This window comes from Hymenobacter piscis, assembly GCF_018760735.1.
Classification (GTDB): Bacteria; Bacteroidota; Bacteroidia; order Cytophagales; family Hymenobacteraceae; genus Hymenobacter; species Hymenobacter piscis.
In genome coordinates this window covers 1-21,165 of the sequence record NZ_JAHHZN010000035.1, presented here as the reverse complement: position 1 = coordinate 21,165, position 21,165 = coordinate 1, and the positions used below count along the sequence as shown (strand labels likewise).

Here is a 21,165-nt window from a genome sequence, read left to right as displayed (position 1 = left end):
TGCAATGACAAAAGGGCTTGACTTAATTCGGGGCTTGGCTCCTTGTGAAGGACGGATTGCTTCGCTCCGCTCGCAATGACAGTCAGCCGACCGGCACGCTGGCCTGCACGGCTGCGAATACCTTTTCGGCCGGTAAATCCTCCATGCAGCTGGTGCCGAGCTGGCAGGAGCCGCGGTAGAAGCAGACGCACTGCTTGTCGGGTTGCACCAGTTGGCCGCGGCCGTAGAGGTCGAATTCGTGGGGGTTGAAGATGTTGTTCATCAGGATGGTGGGCTTGCGCAGGGCGATGCTGATGTGCATGGCCATGGTCACCTGCGTCACGATGCCGTCGAGCTGGTGCAGCAGGTTGATGAACTGGGGCAACGGAAAGGTGCCCGGGTAGGCCGCGCCGGTGGCGGCGTACAGGCGCTGGTTGCGTTCGGCCTCGGCCTCGCCGCCCAGCAGCACGGGCGCGTAGCCGGCCTGCTGGAGCTTTTCGATGAGCGTCATCCACTTCTCGTCGCTCCAGAGGCGGGTCGTCCACCGGTCGCCGCAGCCGGTATTGAGGCCGATGCGGGGGCGGCCCTGGGGTAGCTGATGCCAGTCGTAGCCCTTGTCTTCGTGGGTGTCGAACACGTACTCCTCGCCCCGGAAATCGAAACCGCAGAGCTCAAAGATTTCCTGCACGTAGGGCTTCTGGTTTTGCTGGCTGAGCGCGTCGAACACGCCGGTGAGGTACTTATGGTTGGCCAGCTCGTTGTGGGGCCAGGGCACGCCGTCGGTTTTGCGCAGGGTGTAGCCGAACTTGCGGCCGGCGTTTACTTGCAGCAGCAGGGCGCAGGCTTCTTTTTCCTTGTCGAGGTTGATGGCCACGTCGAAGCGCCGGGCCAGCAGTTGCAGGGTGCTGGCGAAATCGAAGCGGAGAATCTCCTCTACTTCCTGCTGGGGCAGAATGGCGGGCGTGAGCGTGAGCCAGGTGATAGAGCAGCCCGGATACTCCTGCCGCAGCCGCCGCAACAGGGGCGTGGTGCGGATAACATCCCCGATGGCCCCGAGCTTGATGAGCAGAATCCGCTGCTGCACGGGCGCGTACACCGGGCACCCGGCGCACTGGTAGTCGTGTTCCTTGTTGGGGCGGCAGGGAATATCGCCCCGGAAGTGGCGGCAATCAGGATGAACGGTTACGCCGTGGAGGTGGGGCATTGGGAAAGGAAACAGGGGAAAGAGCCAGTAAAAGTAGCAGGCTGGCCGCCATCAGCCAATGAAGTCCAAGCAATAGGCTGCTAGTGAGGCAAGCGAAAATAGCCAAGGAGTAGGCTCAGCCAGCTTGCTCCGCTTGCTTCAGAGGCTCCGCTACCCGCCCGCAGCGCCGAAACAGAACCAGTAATTGCCAGAACAGCAACCCCAACAACAGCCCGGATTCGGACGTTGGCCGAACGTAGTCAACCAACCATCCCCCCAAACCGCCCCCTACGATAAACAGTAAGGCTGCTGCCAGAAAAGGCTGCCAAACGCGGCGGGGCCGAACGAAGACCCAGAATAGGTGCGTCGGCTGCAACCACAGCACCTGGTGATTGGCGTGAACGGGAGAATGCAGGGAAATCAGTTGAAGCCCCACCAGGCAGCAGCCCAGCAAGCCGGCCGCTGCCAGCAAGCTGGCTTGCAGCACGCGTTGTACCAGGCTGTAACGGGCCGGAAGCAGTTGCGCGAGCACCAACAGCAACCCCAGGCCAACCAGGCAGAACAAAGGCGTAAACACCTGGGGCAAGCGTGGCGGCAGCGTGGTCGTCAGCAGCGGGCGGGTCTGCTGCACGAAGGGTCGCCCCGACCGGGAAGCCTGCGCCAGGGCCCGTTGCAGCTCAAGCGGCAGAAAGAGCCGGTGCTCGAAGGAGGCGTACCGGTCGGCGGGCATACCCAGGCCGATGTTCATGCCGAAAGACACCCAGGGCATCGGAGCCAGATAAGGAGCCAAGAGCTGGCGGTAACGGATTGCCGAGTCGGCGTACGTGTAGCTGAGCGGTTGCGCCTGCGTGACGCTGCGCAGGTGGCCCAGCAGGCGCGTGGTGCAATTATCAGTGAAAAACTGGTATCGGTAAAATCGGGCCTCCGAGTGCAGCGTAGTTTCCAGCTGCTGGTGCAACCGGCGGGCCTCGGACTGATGCAGGGCCAGTACCTGCTCGGTAACGGCCCGGTTTTCCTGACGATAGGCTTCCCGGAACTCCGCCAGCGAGGTTGCCGACAAGAAATAGCGCAGGTCGCCGCGCAGAAAGCGCCAGTAGAAGTTCGGCGTGCGGAAATCGAAGGTGCCGTAGTTGTACACGCGGTCCAGGCCCCGGCCAGGATTGGTGACGCGTAGCGCGGAGTGCCCGAACAGGGCGTACGTTTCGGAGCCCGGCGCGCAGGTGAGTAAGCTGATGGCGAGCGTGTCGTTGGTAACGGCGGCGGCTTCCGAAGTTCCTGCACTCCAGACCCACAGCAGGGCCAGAAGCAATAGCCAACTACCTGATGCGGGTAGATAGAACGCAGAAACGCGGCCCGACGCCTTTTCCGAAGGTGAATACTGCATAGCTTCAGCGAAGCTACTTGAATCACGCATGATAAAAGATATCGGGCCGCGCTTACGCGGCAAGAAACCGACGCGAATAGGTTCTACGCGCCTACATAGTTCTGGGGCGTGATGGCGCGCAGCTCCTGCTTCACCGAGTCGCTCACGCTGAGGCCGTCCACGAACTCGCGGATGGTGGCCTGGCTGATGGCGGCGCCGGTGCGGGTGAGGGCCTTGAGGGCGTTGTAGGGGTCGGGGTAGTTTTCGCGGCGCAGAATGGTTTGCAGGGCCTCGGCCACCACGGCCCAGTTGGCTTCCAGGTCGCGGTCGAGGGCGGCTTCGTCGAGGGCCAGCTTGTCGAGGCCGCGCTGCAGGGCGGTGAGGGCAATGAGCGTGTGGCCCAGCGGCACGCCCAGGTTGCGCAGCACGGTGGAATCGGTCAGGTCGCGCTGGAGGCGGCTGATGGGCAGCTTGGCGGCCAGGTGTTCGAGCACCGCGTTGGCCAGGCCCAGGTTGCCCTCGGCGTTTTCAAAATCGATGGGGTTCACCTTGTGGGGCATGGCCGAGGAGCCCACCTCGCCGGCCTTCACCGTCTGGCGGAAGTAGCCCAGCGAAATGTACTGCCACACGTCGCGGGCCAGGTCGATGAGGATGGTGTTGAGGCGCTTGAGGCCGTCGCAGAGGGCGGCCAGGTGGTCGTAGTGCTCAATCTGGGTGGTAGGGTGGCTGCGCTTGAGGCCCAGGCGGCCCTCCACGAACTGCCGGGCAAACTGGTGCCAGTCGGTGCCGGGGTAGGCCACGTGGTGGGCGTTGAAGTTGCCGGTGGCCCCGCCGAACTTGGCCCCGAAGGGCACCTGGGCCAGCAGCTCCACCTGGGCATCGAGCCGGGCCACGAACACCTCGATTTCCTTGCCCAGGCGGGTGGGGGAGGCCGGCTGGCCGTGGGTGCGGGCCAGCATGGGCACGGCGGCCCAGTCCTGGGCGCGGGTAGCCAGCTGGTTGCGCACGGCGGCGTAGGCGGGCAGCAGCGAGTGAAGGAGCGCGTGCTGGAGGCTGAGCGGAATGGCCGTGTTGTTGATGTCCTGGGACGTGAGGCCGAAGTGGATGAACTCCAGGTACTGGCCCAGGCCCAGGGCCGTGAACTTATCCCGCAGGAAGTATTCCACGGCCTTCACGTCGTGGTTCGTGACGCGCTCGTGGGCTTTCACGGCGTCGGCATCGGCGGCGCTGAAACCGGTGTAGAGGGCCCGCAGGTCGGCAAACACGGCCGGATCTACCTCTTGCAGCTGGGGCAGGGGCAGCTCCACGAGGGCAATGAAGTACTCCACTTCCACCAGCACGCGGTAGCGAATCAGGGCCAGCTCCGAGAAGTACGCGGCCAGCGGGGCCGTCTGGCGGCGGTAGCGGCCATCGAGGGGCGAAACGGCGGTAAGCGACGTGAGGGCGGCGTAGTCGGACATATGGGAATGAGTGACTCGGTGAATGAGTGATTGGGCGGGTAAAGATAGGGGGACGCATCCAGCGGGTTGTTCATTTTTCCACCACGCATCCACTATTCGCCCTTTTGCCTAGCAAGCGGCACGCATTCCCCCAAGCCACTCATTCATCGACTCACTCGATTCCTGACTCACGCATTCACCAACTCACGCATTCACTGCCTCACCCATTGGCCCATCCGGGCGCGGGCCTTTTTCGTTACCTTTGCCCCGGAAGCCGGGGCGGCTTCGGCATGAATCTGGCTAGGCCCGGCCCCGGTTTTCCTTCTCCCTGAATGCAGCGCGTGACACCAGCTACCAAGAAAAAAATCGGCATTGGCCTGGGCATCCTGGCGGTCCTGGTCCTGATCGGCCTCGGCCTTTTCCTCGTGAAACGCCAGCAGCTCCTCGACTACGCCCTCGTGCAGGTCAAGCAGCGGGTGGAGCGCAAGTTTCCCGTTACGCTCACCTTCGGCCCCGCCCGGTTCACCGACCTGAACACGGTGCAGCTCGACGGCATGAGCCTGGTGCCCACCGCTCCGGCCGCCGACACGCTGCTGCGGGCCCGCACCCTGCGCGCCTCCCTGAGTGTGCGCAGCCTGTTTGCGGGCCGGCCGGTGTTCAGCAACGTTGAAATCGACCAGGCCCGCCTGACGGCCCGCAAGCTCAACGACGAGCAGGACAACTACTCCTTCCTCTACAAGCGCGACAAGGAGAAGACGCCGGCCGTGGCCCGCGACACCACCAAGGGCACCAATTACGGGCTGCTGGCCAATCAGCTGCTCGAGGCCACCTTCGACAACATCCCTGACGAGGCCGATTTCCGCGACTTCCTGGTGACCTACGACGCGCCCCGCCACCGGGCCCGCCTCACCATGCCGCGCCTGGCCATTGAAGGCGGCGAAATCTCGGGCCAGCTCACGGCCGTCATCGACTCGGTGGAGAACCGCGTGGGTGTGCGGGGCCGCATCGATGCCGGCGACTACGAGGTGGACGCCCAGGTGTTCGGGCTCGATAAGCGGCCGGTGGTGCTGCCCTACGTGCAGCGCCGTTACGGGGCCCGCGTGCAGTTCGATACCGTGCGCCTGAGCCTCTCCGACAAGGATTTCAACCAGGAAGAGCTGACGCTGAAAGGCACGGCCTCGGCCACCAACTTCATTGTCAATCACCCCAAGCTCTCCGACCAGGACGTGCGTTTCCCGCGCGGGGGCATCGATTTCGTGACCACGCTGGGCCAGGCCTCGTTTTCGCTTGATAAGGGCACGCGGGTGCTGCTCAACCGCATGGAGTTTTTCCCCGAGTTCAGCGTGCGCCGCCGCCCGGTGCCCGAGCGCGTGATTGGCAAGAACGTGAACGGCCTCACCCGCCGCGACCAGCTGCTGGCCGGCCTGGTGCTGAACCTGAACGTGGAATCGGCCGAAACCCCGGCCAACGACTTCTTCGACGCCCTGCCCGAGGGCATGTTTGAAACCCTGGAAGGCACCCGTGGCGAAGGCACGCTCCAGTACCACCTGCACGCCGCCCTCGACATGAACCAGCTCGACAGTCTGGAATTCGATTCGGGGCTGCGGGCCACCAAGTTCCGCGTCACCCGCTTCGGCCGCGAGAACCTGAACAAGCTCAACGAGTCGTTCCCGTACACGGCCTACAACGACAAGGGCGACTCGGTGAAAACCTTCCTGGTGGGCCCCGAAAACCCCGAGTTCACGCCCTACAACCAGGTGGCCGACGAGCTCAAGTACGCCATCATGACGGCCGAGGACCCGCGCTTTATGTCGCACCGGGGCTTTATGGAAAAGGCCTTCGTGAAGTCGGCCATCCAGAATCTGAAGGAGCGGCGCTTCGCCCGGGGCGGCAGTACGCTCTCGATGCAGCTGGTGAAAAACGTGTTCCTGACGCGCAAGAAAACCATCGTGCGCAAGGTGGAAGAGGCCCTCATCGTCTGGATTATTGAGAACACCCGCTTGGCCACCAAGGAGCGGATGCTGGAAGTGTACCTGAACATCATTGAGTGGGGACCGAAGATTTACGGCGTCCACGAGGCGGCTGATTTTTACTTCAGCAAGTCGCCCGCCAACCTCAACCTGTCGGAGAGCCTGTACCTGGCCAGCATCATCCCGAGCCCGAAACGGTTCCGGGCGGGCTTCAACCAGTACGGTGACCTGCGCAGCTCGGCCCGCTACTTCCGCCGCCTCATCGCCCAGCTCATGGCCCGCAAAGGCTACATCACGGACGAAGAATATCAGAGCGTAGGCAATTCGGTGAGCTTCAGCGGGCGGGGCCTGCGGGCCATGAACTTCAGCGCCCGTCCCGACACCACCCGCGTGGCCCTGCCCGCCGACTCCGCCGAGTTTGAGCCCCTGAACCTGCTGGACCTGCTCGGCGGCGCCCCCGACGCCGGCGTCAACACCACCGACCCGACGAAGTCGGAATAGCGGTGAATGGCGGTGAATGAGAGGATTGTCATTGCGAGCAAAGCGAAGCAATCCGTCCTCTACAGAGTGCCAAAACCTGGATAAATACGAAGCCCCTGGCGTGCGCACGTCAGGGGCTTTTCAGTGGGCTGAAGCTGGGAAGAGGATAAAGGACGGATTGCTTCGCGCTGCTCGCAATGACAATCCACTCGTTCACTCATTCGCCACTTCACTCATTCGCTGCTTCTTTTTTGGGAAAGAGCAGGGAGAGCACGACGGAGCCGGCCAGAATTACCCCGACCACGCCCAGCGACAGGCCCATGCCCACGTGGAAAAGGTCGGAAACGAGGAGCTTGCCGCCGATGAAGACCAGGATGAGGGCCAGGCCGTAGTTGAGGTAGTGAAACAGGCGCATGAGCCCTTCGAGGGCGAAATACAGGGCCCGCAGCCCCAGCAGGGCAAATACGTTGCTGGTGTAGACGATAAACGTGTCGCGCGAGACGGCCAGGATGGCCGGGATGGAGTCGGCGGCAAACACCACGTCGGTAGTTTCCACCATCACCAGCACTACCAGCAGGGGCGTGGCATAGAGCACCCCGTTCAGGCGGACAAAAAACCGGCCCTCGTGGAGGCGGTTGGTGATGGGCAGGTGGCGGCTCAGGAACTGCACCACCGGGTTGTGGTCGGGGTCGATTTCGGGCTCCCCGCCGCTGGTGGCCATCTTGATGCCGGTGTACACCAAAAAGGCACCCAGCAGGTAAAGCAGGCCGTGGAACCGGGCCAGCAGCGCCGCCCCGGCCAGAATAAAGCCCGCCCGCAGCACCAGCGCCCCAGTAATGCCCCAGAACAGGATTTTGTGCTGGTACTGGGCTGGTACTTTGAAATAGCTGAAAATGAGCAGGAACACGAACAGGTTGTCCACGCTCAGCGACTTCTCAATGAGGTAGCCGGTAAGAAACTCCAGGGCCGCGGCCTGGCCCAGCCAGCGGTAAATCAGGTAGTTAAAGCTCAGCGACAGCGCAATCCAGAACGCGCTCCAGCCCAGGGCCTCGCGCATGCTCACCACGTGGGCGCGCCGGTTGAAGACGAGCAGATCCAGGAGCAGCAGGGCCAGCACGCACCCGTTGAAGGCCAGCCAGAACAGGGGAGAAATTTCCATCGGCGGTAAGATACGCGGCCGGCCTCAAACGGCGCGGCCGGCTGCCCGCCGCTACGGCGCTTTGGGCCCCACAGCGGCCACGGCCGCTCCCGGATAGCTGGCCGCCGCCGCTGCATCCACCCTGGGAAAACGGCGGAACCAGCTGCTGATTTTCATCTGTACCACCCCGAAAAAGGCTTCTTTAAAGATGCCTTTGCTCATCTTGGAGGCGCCCCGGGTGCGGTCGGTGAAAATAATGGGTACTTCTTTCAGGCGAAACCCATACTTGTAGGCCAGCCACTTCATCTCGATCTGGAAGGCGTAGCCCACAAACCGCACGCGGTCCTGCAGAATGGTGCGCAGTACCCGGGCCGCGTAGCACTTGAAGCCCGCCGTGGCGTCGCGGATGGGCATGCGGGTAACGAAGCGCACGTAGGCCGAGGCGAAGTAGGACATCAGTACCCGGTCCATGGGCCAGTTCACCACGTTCACGCCCTGGATGTAGCGCGAGCCGATGGCCAGGTCGTAGCCCTGGTGGGCGCAGGCATCGTAGAGGCGGATCAGGTCTTCGGGGTTGTGGGAAAAGTCGGCGTCCATCTCGAACACGTACTCGTAGCCCCGGGCCAAAGCCCAGCGGAAGCCGTGCAGATAAGCCGTGCCCAGGCCCAGCTTGCCGGTGCGCTCCTCCAGAAACAGCCGGCCCTCGAACTCGGGCAGCAGACGGCGCACCACCTCGGCCGTACCGTCGGGCGAGCCGTCGTCGATGATGAGCACATCGAACGGCTGGGGTAGCGAGAAGACTTTGCGGATAATGAGCTCCGCGTTTTCACGCTCGTTGTAGGTCGGTATCAGGACAAGCCCATCAGTCATTGCATACAAAGGTAGAAGTTTGCGCGACGTACTCCCGCTCCGCTGCGCGGGCCGGGCAGCGGGGCACCTGAAGCCAACTTACAGATGCGCGCGTTGCGGCTGGGGTTGCGTATCTGCCCCTTAATAACCCGTAATAGCCAGCGTAGTTCGGGGCCTTTCGGCCGGCCGAAGCGCCAGCGGTGGGCAGACGTGCGGCCAAAAGGCCCGCCCTACCGCCCTACCGCCCTACCACCCGGCGGTCAGCGTGCCGGCCAGCTGGCGGGCGTGGCGGATGCAGTCGGGCACGCCCACGCCGGCCACCCAGTTGGCCGAGGCAAACAGGCCCTGCTCCTGAAGGGCGGCCGCAGCAGCGTGAGCGGGCTCGATAGCGGCATCAAACTGCGGAATAGCCTGGGGCCAGAAGTAGCGGTGTTGCCACACGGGCGCGGTGCCTGGCCGCAGCTGGTAGAGCCGGCTGAGCTCGGCGTGCACGGCGGCTTTCTGCTCGGCTTCGGGCTCCCGGGCCTGGGTTTCGTACTGGCTGCCCCCCACGAAGGTGGTGAGAAGCACCTGCCCGTCCGGGGCGCGGCCGGGGAAGATGGAGCTGGTCCAGATGGTGCCGGCGGCGTAGGGCTGCTCGGCTTTGGGGTGGAGGGCCCCGAAGCCGTTGAGGGCGTGGCCCACGTCGGCGCGCTGGTAGGCGGTGTAGATGGCCGTCATGGGCGGGTAGTACACCTGGGCCAGGGCGGCGGCTTCGGCCGGGAACTGGGCCCGGAGCAGGGGCGCGGCGGCGTGGGTGGGCAGGGCCAGCACTACCTGCTGGTAGAGGCGGGGGGCGGGGCCGGCGGTGGTTTCCACTTCCCAGCGGCCGTCGTCGGCGTGGCGGTGCAGGCGGGTTACGCCCTGCCCGAAGTGGGCGCGGCGCAGCTGGCGGGCCAGCGCGTCGGGCAGGGTTTGCAGGCCCCCGGCCAGGGTAATGATGCGGCGGCGGCCGGCGCTGCTCCTGCGCTTCATCAGCCCGCGCAGCACCGAGCCGTGCTCCTGCTCGAGGGCGGCCAGCTGCGGAAACGTCTTGTGCAGCAGCAGCCGGGCCGGGTCGCCGGCATAAATGCCCGAAATGAACGGATTCAGGGCATACGCCACCACTTCGGGCCCGAAGCGGCGGGTAAAGAACTCGCTCAGCGTTTCCCGGGGGTTGGGCGCCTGGGCGGGCCGGAACAGCTCCCGTACCATGTTCCAGCGGGCTGCGGGGCTGAAAAAGGAGCTGGTGAGCAGGGCCGGGGGCGAGGCGGGCAATTGCTGGTAAGCGCCCCGGCGCAGCACGTAGCGGTTCTGGCTCACGGCGGCCGCCTCCTGCACCTGCTCCGTCAGCCGCAGCTCGGCCAGCAGCTGCTCCAGCTCGGGGGAAAGCTGCAGGGAATTAGGGCCGGTTTCGAGCAGGTAGCCGTCGAGCTGCTCGGAGCGCAGGTTGCCGCCGGGCCGGGCACTGGCCTCGAACAGGTCGTAGTCGAGGCCGGCGCGTTGCAGGTACCAGGCCAGCGTGAGGCCCGAGATGCCGCCGCCGAGAATTGCTATGGCCATGGGATAAGAAGTCGAAGAGTCAGAAACAGGAGCGAGGACGCAAAGGTACGCCTGGCCCCGCGCTTCGCCGGAACCGGGCCCGGACGGTGCCGGCTAATTTCACCAGCAAACACAAACGATTGTGTAATTACAACGGCTTTCTCTACATTAGACCCCCGGCAGCCATTGCGGTGGTAAATGAGTTAGCCTCCATGCTGCCTTATCAGTACTCCGCTACTCGATTGCCCCACGTTTATGCTCCTTTTTCCGTATCTCATTCGCCTCCGGCCCATGACTATTTTCTTTCCAGCCCGTTCTTGGTGGCAAGGGGCCGCCGGCTTGGCCGGCGGGCTGCTGCTGATAGGCTGCATCTCCTGTTCTTCCGCTGATCAAACATCCGGCCCCGCCGCTTCTATGACCGATTCCCCCCCCAACCCCGTCGCCGCCCCGTTCGGCAAAACCCAGGACGGCACCGAGGTGCAGCTCTATACCCTCACCAACGCCCACGGCCTGCAGGTGAGCATCACCAACTACGGCGGCACCATTACCAGCCTGCTGGTGCCGGATAAGGCCGGTAAGCCCGGCGAAATCGTGCTGGGTTTCGACAACGTGAGCGGCTACCAGAGCCCGGAGTTTCGGAAAGCGGGGCCGTACTTCGGAGCCCTGATCGGGCGCTACGGCAACCGCATTGCCAAGGGCAAGTTTACCCTCGATGGTAAGGAGTACACCCTGGCCCAAAACAACGGCGAAAACACCCTGCACGGCGGTAAAAAGGGCTTTGATAAAGTACTGTGGCAGGCGGAGCCGGGCACTTCCGCCGAGGGCCAGACCCTGAAGCTCAGCTACCTGAGCAAGGACGGCGAGGAAGGCTACCCCGGCAACCTCACCGTGACGGTGGTGTACACGCTCACGGCCGACGACGCGCTGAAAATCGACTACTCGGCCACCACCGACAAGGCCACGCCCGTCAACCTCACCAACCACGCCTACTTTAACCTGGGCGGCGGCAAAGATGTATTGGGCCACGAAGTAACCCTGGCCGCCGACCGCTACAACGTGGTGGATGCGGGCCTGATTCCGACCGGCGAGCTGCGCCCCGTGCAGGGCACGCCCTTCGACTTCACCTCGCCCCACACCATCGGGGAGCGGATTGCGCAGGTACCCGGCGGCTACGACCACAACTGGGTACTGAATTCGGCCACTGGTCAGCCCGCCGCCACCGTGTACGAGCCCACCACCGGCCGCACGATGGAGGTAACCACCACCGAGCCGGGCCTGCAGTTCTACACCGGCAACTTCCTCGATGGTACCCTGAAAGGCGCCAGCGGCCAGACCTACGGCAAGCACGCGGGCTTCTGCCTGGAAACCCAGCACTTCCCCGACTCGCCCAACCAGCCCAAGTTCCCAAGCACCATTCTGAAGCCGGGCCAGACCCTGCACTCCACGACCATTTATAAGTTCGGCGTGCGCCAATAGGTGAGGTGGTGGCTTAGTGAAGTGGTGAAAAGCCGAATGGAAGGCCCGCAGCTTCACAAAAACACGATTTCGCAACCTCATAACTTCTCAATTTCACCCTTGATGAAATACGTTATCGGCATCGACTACGGCTCCGACTCCGTGCGGGCCGTGCTGGTGAATGCCCGGACCGGCCAGGAGGTAGCGCAGGCTGTGCACCCCTACGCCCGCTGGAAGGAGCAGCGCTACTGCAACGCCACCAAAAACCAGTTCCGCCAGCACCCGCTGGATCATATCGAGGGCCTCGAAGCTACCGTGCGCCAGGTGGCCGGGAACGTGCCCGCCGCGCAGATTGTGGGCCTGGCCGTGGACACTACCGGCTCCACGCCCGGCCCCGTGGATGAGCAGGGCGTGGCCCTGGCCCTCAAGCCCGGCTTCGAGGAAAACCCGAATGCCATGTTCGTGCTCTGGAAAGACCACACGGCCCTGCCCGAAGCCGCCGAAATCAACCACCTGGCCAAAACCTGGGGCGGCGAGGATTTCACCCGGTTCGAGGGCGGCATCTATTCCTCGGAGTGGTTCTGGGCCAAGATTGCCCACGTAGTGCGCGAGGATGAGGCCGTAGCCCGGGCCGCCTACTCCTGGATGGAGCACTGCGACTGGCTGACGCTGCTGCTCACTGGTAGCGAGCTGAAAACCTTCAAGCGCAGCCGCTGCGCCGCCGGCCACAAAGCCATGTGGCACGCAAGCTGGGGCGGCCTGCCCTCCGAGGAGTTCCTGACCCTGCTGGAACCCCGGCTAAGCGGCCTGCGCGAGCGGCTGTTCGAGCAAACCTATACCGCCGACGAAGTAGCCGGCCACCTCTCCGAGGAATGGGCCCAACGCCTGGGCCTGACCACCAATACCGTGGTGGCCGTGGGCTCGTTTGATGCCCACGCCGGGGCCGTGGCGGGCGAGATTGAGGCCTACTCGATGGTGAAAGTGATGGGTACCAGCACCTGCGACATTGTGGTGGCGCCCATGCACGAAGTGGGAGGGAAGCTGGTGCCGGGCATCTGCGGGCAGGTGGATGGCTCCGTGATTCCCGGCATGCTGGGCCTGGAAGCCGGGCAGTCGGCCGTGGGCGATTTGCTGGCCTGGTTCCGGGGCGTGCTGGAGTGGCCGCTGCGCACCTTGCTGCCAGAGTCGGTCTTGCTGACGCCGGAGCAGCAAGAGGCGCTGCACGAGGAGCTGAGCGACAAGATGATGGCCGAGCTGAACCGGGCCGCCGCCGCCGTGCCCCCCGACGACTCGCAGGTGCTGGCCCTGGACTGGGTGAACGGCCGCCGCACCCCCGATGCCAACCAGGCCCTGAAAGGAGCCCTCATGAACCTCACGATGGGCACCGACGCCCCCCAGATTTTCCGGGCCCTGGTGGAATCCATCTGCTACGGCTCCCGCCAGATTGTGGAACGCTTCGAGCAGGAGGGCATTCCCATCAAGCAGGTAATCGGGCTGGGCGGCGTGGCCAAGAAGTCGGGCTTCCTGATGCAGACCCTGGCCGACGTGCTCAACCGCCCCATCAAAGTGGCCGAATCGGACCAGGCACCGGCTTTGGGCGCGGCCATGTACGCGGCCGTAGCCGCCGGCATTCACCCCAACGTGGTAGCGGCCCAGCAGGCCATGGGCAACGGCTTCGCCGAAACCTACTCGCCCAACCCGGCCCGCGTGGCCGATTACCAGCGCCGCTACGAGCAGTACCAGGCCTTCGGGCAGTTTGTGGAAGACGCTACCCCGCCCATGGCATAAGGTTGGTTTTTGGTTGGTGGCTTTTGGCTTTTTGAACGAAGTCGGAGCACAGGCCAAAACCCAGAAACCACCAACCAAAAACTATTATGTATCAAGAACTGAAGCAGGCCTGCTACGAGGCCAACATGCAGCTGCCGGCTTTGGGGCTGGTACTCTTCACCTTCGGCAACGCCAGCGTGGTGGACCGGGAGCGGCAAGTGTTTGCCATTAAGCCCAGCGGTGTGCCCTACGCTACGCTTAAAGCGGAGGACATCGTGGTGCTCGATTTCGCCAACAACGTGGTGGAAGGCAGCAAGCGGCCCTCTTCGGATACCAAAACCCACGCCGTGCTCTACAGCCACTGGGAGCATATCGGAGGCATTGTACACACGCACAGCACCTACGCCACGGCCTGGGCCCAGGTCCAGCGGGACATCCCGATTCTGGGTACCACCCACGCCGACCACCTCACGGTGGACATTCCCTGCGCCCCGCCCATGGATGACCAGCTGATTGCCGGTGACTACGAGCACCAGACCGGCTGGCAGATCATTAACGAGTTTCAGCGCCGCGGCCTCTCACCCGAGGAAGTGGAAATGGTGCTGCTCGGCAACCACGCGCCCTTCACCTGGGGCAAAACCGTGGAAAAAGCCGTGTACCACAGCGCCGTGCTGGAAGAAGTAGCCCGTATGGCTTACCTCAGCTGCACCCTACGCCCCAACGTGCCCCGCCTCAAGCCCGCCCTGATTCAGAAGCACTACGAGCGCAAGCACGGCGCGCATTCCTACTACGGCCAGCGCTAGTTTTCTTTCTTCTTGCCTCTTAACACAATCGATTAACTAAGCCCACCCCGGTTTCATTCGCCTTTCACCCATGCTCGACATTTCCCACTACGAAGCCTGGTTTATCACCGGCAGCCAGCACCTCTACGGCCCCGAAACCCTGGAAGAAGTAGCCCGCCACTCCCAGCAGATTGCCGAAGCCCTTGGCTCGGCGCTGCCCATCAAGGTGGTCTACAAGCCCGTGCTGACGGGGCCGGCCGAAATATACCAGCTGATGCAGGAAGCCAACACCACCCCCAGCTGCGTGGGCCTGATTGCCTGGATGCACACCTTCTCGCCGGCTAAAATGTGGATCAACGGCCTGAAGATTCTGCAGAAGCCCCTGGCCCACCTGCACACCCAGTTCAACCGCGACATTCCGTGGCAGGACATCGACATGGACTTTATGAACACCAACCAGTCGGCGCACGGCGACCGGGAGTTTGGCTTTATCACGTCGCGCATGCGGGTGAAGCGCAAAGTGGTGGTGGGCCACTGGCAGAGCGCCGACGCGCAGGAGCGCCTCAGCATCTGGGCCCGCGCGGCCTGCGCCTGGGCCGACTGGCAGGGCGGCCGCATCGTTCGCTTCGGCGACAACATGCGCTACGTGGCCGTAACCGAGGGCGACAAGGTGGAGGCCGAGCTGCAGTTTGGCTACGAGGTGAACACCTACGGCATTGGCGATTTGGTGGCCGTGATTAATGAGGTAACCGAGGAGCAGGTAAGCGAGCTGCTGGCCATCTACGAGCAGGAATACGAGCTGGGCGAGGCCCTGCAGGATGGCGGCAGCCAGCGCGAAAGCCTGCGCGACGCGGCCCGCATGGAGGCCGGCATGCGCCGGTTTCTGCAGGACAAAAAGGCCATCGGCTTCACCGATACCTTCGAGGATCTGCACGGCATGGTGCAGCTGCCCGGCATTGCTACCCAGCGCCTGATGGCGGAGGGCTACGGCTTTGGGGGGGAAGGCGACTGGAAAACGGCGGCCTTGGTGCGCGCCATGAAGGTGATGGGCGCGGGCCTGCCCGGCGGCAACTCCTTCATGGAGGACTACACCTACCACTTCCAGCCCGGCAACGAGCTGGTGCTGGGCTCCCACATGCTGGAAATCTGCCCCACTATTTCCGAGGGCAAAGTGAAGGTGGAAGTGCACCCGCTGGGCATCGGTGGCAAGGCCGATCCGGCCCGCCTGGTGTTTAACTGCCCCGCCGGTCCGGCCCTCAACGCCACTATCGTAGACCTGGGCCACCGCTTCCGCCTGATTGTGAATGAGGTGGAAGCCGTAGCGCCCGAGCACGACCTGCCCAAGCTGCCCGTAGCCCGCGTGCTCTGGAAGGTGAAGCCCGACCTGAAAACCGGCGTAGCGGCCTGGATTCACGCCGGTGGCGCCCACCACACCGGCTACAGCCAGAACCTCACGGCCGAGTACCTCGAAGACTTCGCCGAAATGGCCGGCATCGAGTACCTCCTCATCGACGACGAAACCCGGCTGCGCACCTTCAAAAACGAGCTGCGCTACAACGAAGTGGCCTTCAGCCAGCGCTAGGCCGCTAGCTACGCTGAATAGAACGTCACAACCCGCCCGTCATGCTGAGCGGAGCCGAAGCATCTCGCGTGCTGACACTGTAATAGTAACCAGCCATAACCGCTCCATAGCCCAGGGTTTAAACCCTGGGCTAGTGAATCACCAGAACGAAGCACGCGAGATGCTTCGGCTGCGCTCAGCATGACGGTCTTTGATGACATTCGTTCTATCCTTTCCTACACCAACCCCTGCATAAAGGCGTCGGTGTAGTCGGGGGCGAAGTGGCGGATATTGGGTAGGTGAGCGAATTCCGCCGGCTCATGGGTGGTGGTGAGGATGACGGCCTGCATGCCGGCATTCAGGGCGGCCTCGGCCCCTTTGGGCACGTCCTCGAATACCAGGCAGCTGGCGGGTGCTACACCGAGCTGGGCAGCAGCCTTCAGGAAAGTCTCGGGGTGGGGCTTACTGATGGTCACGTCGTCGGCCGAGACGATGGCCGTGAAGTAGCGGCGGATGTCCAGCGTATCGAGCACGAAATCGATGTTGAACGGAATGGCCGCCGAGCCGATGGCCATCGGGATGCCGCGCTGGTGGGCCCGCGCCAGAAACTCCGGCAGCCCCGGCAGCAGCCGCAGGTGCGGGCGGTACGTCTGCTGGTAGCGTTTCTCCTTTTCCACGGCCAGGCGGGTCATTTCCTCGTCCGAAAACCGGTCGGGGCCGAACAGGCGCACCAGGACTTCCTGGTTTTTGCCGTACATCTGGTGTTTCACTTCTTCCCGGGTAAACTGCCCGCCCAGGTCCTCGTTCAGCAGCTGCTGCCAGGCCTGGGTGTGGTAGTCCATATCGTGAATCAGGGTGCCGTTGAGGTCGAAAAGAAAGGCGTTCATGCGGGCGTAAGTAGGTGATTGGGCCAGCAGTGGCCGACGGCGTAAAGGTAGGGCGTAAACAGAACGGGGAGCCGTTTGCTGGCTCCCCGCCCAGGTTTCCGGTTGAAGTGCGTGGACAGTTGACAGGATGCGTTAAAGAGAACGTCATTCCGAGCGGAGCGAGGAATCTCGCGTGCTGACGTTGCAGTAGTAATCCAACATCAGCACGCGAGATTCCTCGCTCCGCTCGGAATGACGTTCTTTCAATGCGACTGTCTATACAGCCTAGTTGGATGCGGCCGGACTTTCGGTCAGGGCTTCCTGGCGCTTTTGCTCCAGCACGGTCAGCAGCTTGCCGAAGGGCTCGGTGAATTTCTGCTCGCCTTCCTGCTCCAACTGGTCGGTGAGGGCTTCCAGGTGGAGGCCGAGCTGGGTCAGGCTACTCGGCACGTCCACGGCCATTGGTTCGGCGAGGCGGTTGGCGGGCTGGCCCCCGGTGCGGTACAAATCCAGCGTTTCCACCGGGATGGTGTTCACCGTGTTCGGGCCGATGAGGGCCTCCACGTATTTCAGGTTGTCGTACTTGGGGTTCTTATTGCCGGTGCTGGCCCAGAGCAGCCGCTGGGGCTGCGCGCCCTGCGTCTGCAAGGCCGCCCAGCGCGGTCCGGCAAACAGCTCCTGGTACACCGTGTAGGCCTGTTTGGCGCTGGCAATGGCCACCTGGCCCACCAGGCTTTCGGCCAGTTGCGCGTGCTCACCCCCGGCGGCCGCCAGCTGCTCCAGCGGCGGATCCAGGAGCACATCAATGCGCGAGAGGAAGAAGCTGGCTACCGAATCCAGCCGCTGCACCGAGCCGCCGGCCCGCACCCGGTCCTCGAGGCCGGCCAGGTAGGCTTCGGCCACCAGACGGTAGCGCTCCACGCTGAAAATCAGCGTCACGTTTACGTTCACGCCGGCCGCAATCAGCTCCCGAATGGCGGGCAGGCCGGCCCGGGTGGCGGGTACTTTGATCATCACGTTCGGGCGGTTTACTTCCTTCCAGAAGTGCAGCCCCTCGGCCACGGTGCCGGCGGTGTCATGAATCAGGTTGGGCGATACTTCCAGGCTCACGTACCCGTCGCCGCCGTTTTCGGGGTGGTCGTAGAGGGGGCGGAGCAGGTCGCAGGCGGCCTGTACATCGGCCACGGCCAGCCGGGCGTAAATATCCGCCGCCGACAACCCCTCCCGGGCAAAGCGGCGGATGTCGTCGGCGTAGTCGTCGGAGCCGGCAATGGCCTTCTCGAAGATGGCCGGGTTGGACGTAACGCCCCGCACGCCGTCCTCATCCAGCAGGCGCTGCAGCTCACCGTTCTGCAGAATATTGCGGCGAATGTAATCCAGCCAGATGCTCTGGCCGAAGCTATGAATGGAGGCAATGGGATTCATGCGGAAGTTCGAAATGGGTACGTGGAAGAAAAGCCCCGGGCCGCTAGCGCAGCTCCAGCACCACCACCGACCGGGGCGGCAGGGCCACGGCCAGCTGGCCGCCGCGCTTTCTGGCGCCCTTAAAGGCGGTCGGCTGCACGGTGTTGGGTCGGGCGAAGGTGTTGTAGTCGGCCACACTAGCCGAGGTCAGGATGCGGCCCGTCACGGTTTGCCAGGCCACGCCGGGCAGGCTGGTAGTGAGCTGCAGGGTCTTTTGCGGGTCGAGGTTGACCAGGGAAATATGCACCGCGCCCCGCTGGTCGCGGGAGGCGGAGGCGTTCAGGGCCGGGATTTTCTCGCCGTTGAGCACGTAGTCGGGGCTGGTGAAATCGAGGGGGAGCAGGGTGGCATCCTGGTGCACCTGGTAGAGGTCGAAGACGTGGTAGGTGGGCGTGAGCAGCATTTTCTCCCGCTCGGTGAGAATGAGGGCCTGCAGCACGTTTACGGCCTGGGCCAGGTTGGCCCCGCGCACCCGGTCGGCGTGGTTGTTGAAAATGTTGAGCGTGGTGCCGGCCACCAGCGCGTCGCGCAGGGAGTTCTGCTGGTACAGAAAGCCGGGGTTGGTACCGGGCTCCACGTCAGTCCACACGCCCCATTCGTCCACCAGCAGAGCCACCTTCTTTTCGGGGTCGTACTTATCCATGATGGCCGCGTGCCGGGTCACCACAGCCTCCATTTTCAGGCAGTTGCGCAGGGTGTTGAAATACTCCGCCTCCCCGAACCCGGTGGTCGGGCCCTTGCTGCCGGTCCAGCTGCCGGTAGGCAGCGTGTACTGGTGCAGGGTCAGGCCCCACATCATATTCAGCGGAATGTTCTTCATGCACGTCTCCGTCCAGTGGGCGTCGTCGCCGTTGGCCCCGCTCACGATGCGGCGCAGGGGCGGGGAGCCGGGGTAGTTGTGGGCGAAGGTGGCGTAGCGCTTGTACACGTCGGTGTAGTACTCGGCCGTCATGTTGCCGCCGCAGCCCCAGCTTTCATTCCCGATGCCCCAGAGCGTGACGCCGTAGGGGGCGGGGTGGCCGTTTTGGGCGCGCTGGCGGGTGAGGGGCGTATCGGCGCTGGAGTTGAGGTACTCCATCCAGCCGGCCATTTCCTGCACCGTGCCGCTGCCCACGTTGGCGGCCAGGTAGGGCTCGGTGCCCAGCAGGCGGCAGAGCTCCAGAAATTCGTGGGTGCCGAAGCTGTTGTCCTCCACCACGTCGCCCCACCAGATGTTGAGGCCCCGGGGCCGTTGGGCGGTGGGGCCCACGCCGTCGCGCCAGTGGTAGGCATCGGCGAAGCAGCCCCCGGGCCAGCGCAGGTTGGGCACCCGGATCTTCTGCAGGGCCCGCACCACATCGAGCCGCAGCCGGCCCTGCTTGGGCACGTTCAGGGCCGAATCAGCCCAGAAACCGTCGTAGATGCAGCGGCCCAGGTGCTCGGCAAAGTGCCCGTAAATGTGCTTGCTGACCACCACGGCCGGCGTGGCGGCCGGCCGCACGGTTACGGCCACGGGCGTTTGGGCGCGGGCCCCGAAGCCCGGCAAACTCAGGCCGGCTGCCAGCACCAGGGAGGCAGACCACAAAGCACGTTTCATCAGCACGCGGGGAAAAGGGTGGGAAGAGAAAGGGAGCGGGGAGAGGCGCTAGGATACCAGCTGCTGGGGCGCGTCGTCGGCGGGCTGGCCGGCCAGCACCCAGCGGGCCTGCCGCACCACGTTTTCCACCGAGAAGCCGAACAGCTCCAGCACCTCCTCGCCCGGCCCCGACTCGCCGAAGCGGTTCAGCCCGATGACGGTGCCCTCGTCGGTGACGTACTTGTGCCAGCCCAGGGGCGAGCCGGCCTCGATGGAGACGCGCTTGCGCACGGCCGGCGGCAGCACCTGCTGCTGGTAGGCTTTGGGCTGGCGCTCGAACAGCTCCCAGCTCGGCATGCTCACCACCCGGGTGGGCACGCCCTCCGCCTGTAGCTGCTGCTGGGCCTGCAGGGCCAGCGAAACCTCCGAGCCGGTAGCCAGCAACAGCAGCGCGGGCGCGCCGCCTTCGGCCTCGCTCAGAATGTAGGCGCCTTTGGCCACGCCTTCCCGGGCCGGGCCGAAGCGGTGCTGGTCGAGTACGGGCAGCTTCTGGCGCGACAGGATGAGCACCACCGGCGACTTGGGCGTGGTCAGGGCCAGGCGCCAGGCTTCCACGGTTTCGTTGGCGTCGGCGGGGCGCAGCACGATAATGTTGGGGATGGTGCGCAGGGCGGCCACCTGCTCCACCGGCTGGTGAGTGGGGCCGTCCTCGCCCAGCCCGATGCTGTCGTGGGTGAACACGAACGTGGCCCGCGACTCGGCCAGGGCCGTGAGCCGGATGGCCCCGCGCATGTAGTCGGAGAAGGTGAGGAAGGTGCCGCCGTAGGGCAGCACGCCGCCGTGGTGGGCCATGCCGTTCAGGGCCCCGCCCATGGCGTGCTCGCGCACCCCGAACCAGATGTTGGGGTGCTCGTAGGCGCCGGGCTGGAAGCTCATGCTGCCGCTGGTGGGCATTTCGTTGGAGCTGGCCAAATCAGCGGAGCCCCCGAACAGGAAGGGCACGCGCTGCTTGAGCGCGGTGAGCGCCTGGCCGGAGGCCTGGCGGGTGGCCAGGGACCCATCGGCGGGCGTGAAAACGGGCAGCGAGGCGTCCCAGTCTGCGGGGAGCTCTCCCGCGAAAGAGGCCCGGAACAGTTCCCACGCTGCGCCGAACGCCTGCTGGTACGCCTCGGTTTGCTGCTGCCATTCGGCCTGAAGCCGGGCCCCGCGCCGGCCTGCTTCGGCCAGGTGGGTGCGCACGGCGTCGGGCACGCTGAACGTGGTGTCGGGGTCGAAGCCAAAAAACGCCTTGGCCTTTTTCAGGTTCTCGGTCCCGAGTGGCGAGCCGTGTACCTTGCTGGTGCCCTGCTGGGGGCTGCCGAAGCCGATAATGGTCTTGACGGAAATCAGGGACGGGCGCGTGGTTTCCGCCTGGGCCGCCCGGATGGCGGCCTCAATGGCGTCGAGGTCGTTGCCGTCGGTCACGCGCTGGGTGTGCCAGCCGTAGGCCTCGAAACGGGCCAGCGCATCCTCGGTGTAGGAGAGCTGGGTGGGCCCGTCGAGGCAGATGTCGTTGTCGTCGTAGAGGTAGATGAGCTTGCCCAGGCGCAGGTGGCCGGCCAGGGAAGCGGCCTCGGCGGCTATGCCCTCCATCAGGTCCCCGTCGCTCACGATGGCGTAGGTGAAGTGGTCCTGGAGCACGTGGCCGGGCCGGTTGTAGACGGCCGCCAGGTGGGCCTCGGCCATGGCCATGCCCACGCCGTTGGCGAAGCCCT

General features: G+C 64.4%; 15 protein-coding genes. 5 read left to right on the top strand and 10 right to left on the bottom strand.

The annotated features are described in order from the left end of the window. Positions 1-82: 82 nt before the first annotated feature. The 3 genes from KLP40_RS20430 to purB form a co-directional block, all read right to left on the bottom strand. A complete protein-coding gene (locus tag KLP40_RS20430) occupies positions 83-1,183 on the bottom strand; it encodes a glycosyltransferase family 9 protein (protein ID WP_215595696.1) in 1,101 nt (366 codons plus the stop codon). Between the two features lie 115 nt (positions 1,184-1,298). Continuing rightward, the gene (locus KLP40_RS20425; RefSeq protein ID WP_215595695.1) at positions 1,299-2,609 is read right to left on the bottom strand and encodes an Lnb N-terminal periplasmic domain-containing protein; all 1,311 of its coding nucleotides are present in this window, start codon (positions 2,607-2,609) and stop codon (positions 1,299-1,301) included. Positions 2,610-2,629: 20 nt separating this feature from the next. After that, positions 2,630-3,985 (bottom strand): adenylosuccinate lyase, encoded by a 1,356-nt coding sequence (gene purB / locus KLP40_RS20420; RefSeq protein WP_215595694.1) that lies wholly within the window; start codon positions 3,983-3,985, stop codon positions 2,630-2,632. Positions 3,986-4,305: 320 nt separating this feature from the next. Between purB and KLP40_RS21605 the strand changes: the two genes are divergently transcribed. Then, the gene (locus tag KLP40_RS21605; protein WP_215595693.1) at positions 4,306-6,435 is read left to right on the top strand and encodes a transglycosylase domain-containing protein; all 2,130 of its coding nucleotides are present in this window, start codon (positions 4,306-4,308) and stop codon (positions 6,433-6,435) included. Positions 6,436-6,643: 208 nt separating this feature from the next. Here KLP40_RS21605 and KLP40_RS20410 read toward each other — a convergent pair whose 3' ends face one another. From KLP40_RS20410 to hemG, 3 genes are all read right to left on the bottom strand, one after another. Beyond that, positions 6,644-7,573, bottom strand: a complete 930-nt coding sequence (locus KLP40_RS20410) for a TerC family protein (protein WP_215595692.1) — start codon at positions 7,571-7,573, stop codon at positions 6,644-6,646. Between the two features lie 51 nt (positions 7,574-7,624). After that, entirely contained in the window at positions 7,625-8,422 is a 798-nt protein-coding gene (locus tag KLP40_RS20405) for a polyprenol monophosphomannose synthase (RefSeq protein ID WP_215595691.1), read from the bottom strand. 225 nt (positions 8,423-8,647) lie between these two features. After that, on the bottom strand, positions 8,648-9,982 hold the full coding sequence (gene hemG / locus KLP40_RS20400) for a protoporphyrinogen oxidase (RefSeq protein ID WP_215595690.1): 1,335 nt from the start codon (positions 9,980-9,982) through the stop codon (positions 8,648-8,650). A gap of 393 nt (positions 9,983-10,375) precedes the next feature. Here hemG and KLP40_RS20395 point away from each other — a divergent pair, with 393 nt between their 5' ends. The 4 genes from KLP40_RS20395 (at position 10,376) to araA (ending at position 15,547) form a co-directional block, all read left to right on the top strand. Then, positions 10,376-11,437 carry an aldose epimerase family protein gene (locus tag KLP40_RS20395; protein ID WP_215595689.1) on the top strand — a complete coding sequence of 354 codons (1,062 nt, stop codon included), beginning with the start codon at positions 10,376-10,378 and terminating at the stop codon, positions 11,435-11,437. A gap of 102 nt (positions 11,438-11,539) precedes the next feature. After that, entirely contained in the window at positions 11,540-13,204 is a 1,665-nt protein-coding gene (locus KLP40_RS20390; RefSeq protein ID WP_215595688.1) for a ribulokinase, read from the top strand. An 86-nt stretch (positions 13,205-13,290) separates the two neighbouring features. Continuing rightward, positions 13,291-13,986, top strand: coding sequence for an L-ribulose-5-phosphate 4-epimerase (locus KLP40_RS20385; RefSeq protein WP_215595687.1), 696 nt, complete (start codon positions 13,291-13,293; stop codon positions 13,984-13,986). 70 nt (positions 13,987-14,056) lie between these two features. Further along, entirely contained in the window at positions 14,057-15,547 is a 1,491-nt protein-coding gene (araA, locus tag KLP40_RS20380) for an L-arabinose isomerase (RefSeq protein WP_215595686.1), read from the top strand. Positions 15,548-15,762: 215 nt separating this feature from the next. On the opposite strand, the gene KLP40_RS20375 is transcribed toward araA, so the two are convergent. From KLP40_RS20375 to KLP40_RS20360, 4 genes are all read right to left on the bottom strand, one after another. Further along, entirely contained in the window at positions 15,763-16,413 is a 651-nt protein-coding gene (locus KLP40_RS20375) for an HAD family hydrolase (RefSeq protein ID WP_215595685.1), read from the bottom strand. Between the two features lie 264 nt (positions 16,414-16,677). Beyond that, complete coding sequence (gene tal / locus KLP40_RS20370) at positions 16,678-17,817, bottom strand: transaldolase (RefSeq protein WP_215595684.1); 1,140 nt, start codon at positions 17,815-17,817, stop codon at positions 16,678-16,680. Positions 17,818-17,860: 43 nt separating this feature from the next. Beyond that, positions 17,861-19,432, bottom strand: coding sequence for an alpha-N-arabinofuranosidase (locus KLP40_RS20365; RefSeq protein WP_215595683.1), 1,572 nt, complete (start codon positions 19,430-19,432; stop codon positions 17,861-17,863). 48 nt (positions 19,433-19,480) lie between these two features. After that, the coding region (locus KLP40_RS20360; protein WP_215595682.1) for a transketolase family protein at positions 19,481-21,165 on the bottom strand (1,685 nt) is incomplete at its 5' end.

Coding starts and splice junctions, on each gene's coding strand:
- KLP40_RS20430 (WP_215595696.1), bottom strand. CDS start 1,183: ATGCCCCACCTCCACGGCGTAACCGTTCATCCTGATTGCCGCCACTTC.
- purB (WP_215595694.1), bottom strand. CDS start 3,985: ATGTCCGACTACGCCGCCCTCACGTCGCTTACCGCCGTTTCGCCCCTC.
- KLP40_RS20410 (WP_215595692.1), bottom strand. CDS start 7,573: ATGGAAATTTCTCCCCTGTTCTGGCTGGCCTTCAACGGGTGCGTGCTG.
- KLP40_RS20405 (WP_215595691.1), bottom strand. CDS start 8,422: ATGACTGATGGGCTTGTCCTGATACCGACCTACAACGAGCGTGAAAAC.
- hemG (WP_215595690.1), bottom strand. CDS start 9,982: ATGGCCATAGCAATTCTCGGCGGCGGCATCTCGGGCCTCACGCTGGCC.
- KLP40_RS20395 (WP_215595689.1), top strand. CDS start 10,376: ATGACCGATTCCCCCCCCAACCCCGTCGCCGCCCCGTTCGGCAAAACC.
- KLP40_RS20390 (WP_215595688.1), top strand. CDS start 11,540: ATGAAATACGTTATCGGCATCGACTACGGCTCCGACTCCGTGCGGGCC.
- KLP40_RS20385 (WP_215595687.1), top strand. CDS start 13,291: ATGTATCAAGAACTGAAGCAGGCCTGCTACGAGGCCAACATGCAGCTG.
- araA (WP_215595686.1), top strand. CDS start 14,057: ATGCTCGACATTTCCCACTACGAAGCCTGGTTTATCACCGGCAGCCAG.
- KLP40_RS20375 (WP_215595685.1), bottom strand. CDS start 16,413: ATGAACGCCTTTCTTTTCGACCTCAACGGCACCCTGATTCACGATATG.
- tal (WP_215595684.1), bottom strand. CDS start 17,817: ATGAATCCCATTGCCTCCATTCATAGCTTCGGCCAGAGCATCTGGCTG.
- KLP40_RS20365 (WP_215595683.1), bottom strand. CDS start 19,432: ATGAAACGTGCTTTGTGGTCTGCCTCCCTGGTGCTGGCAGCCGGCCTG.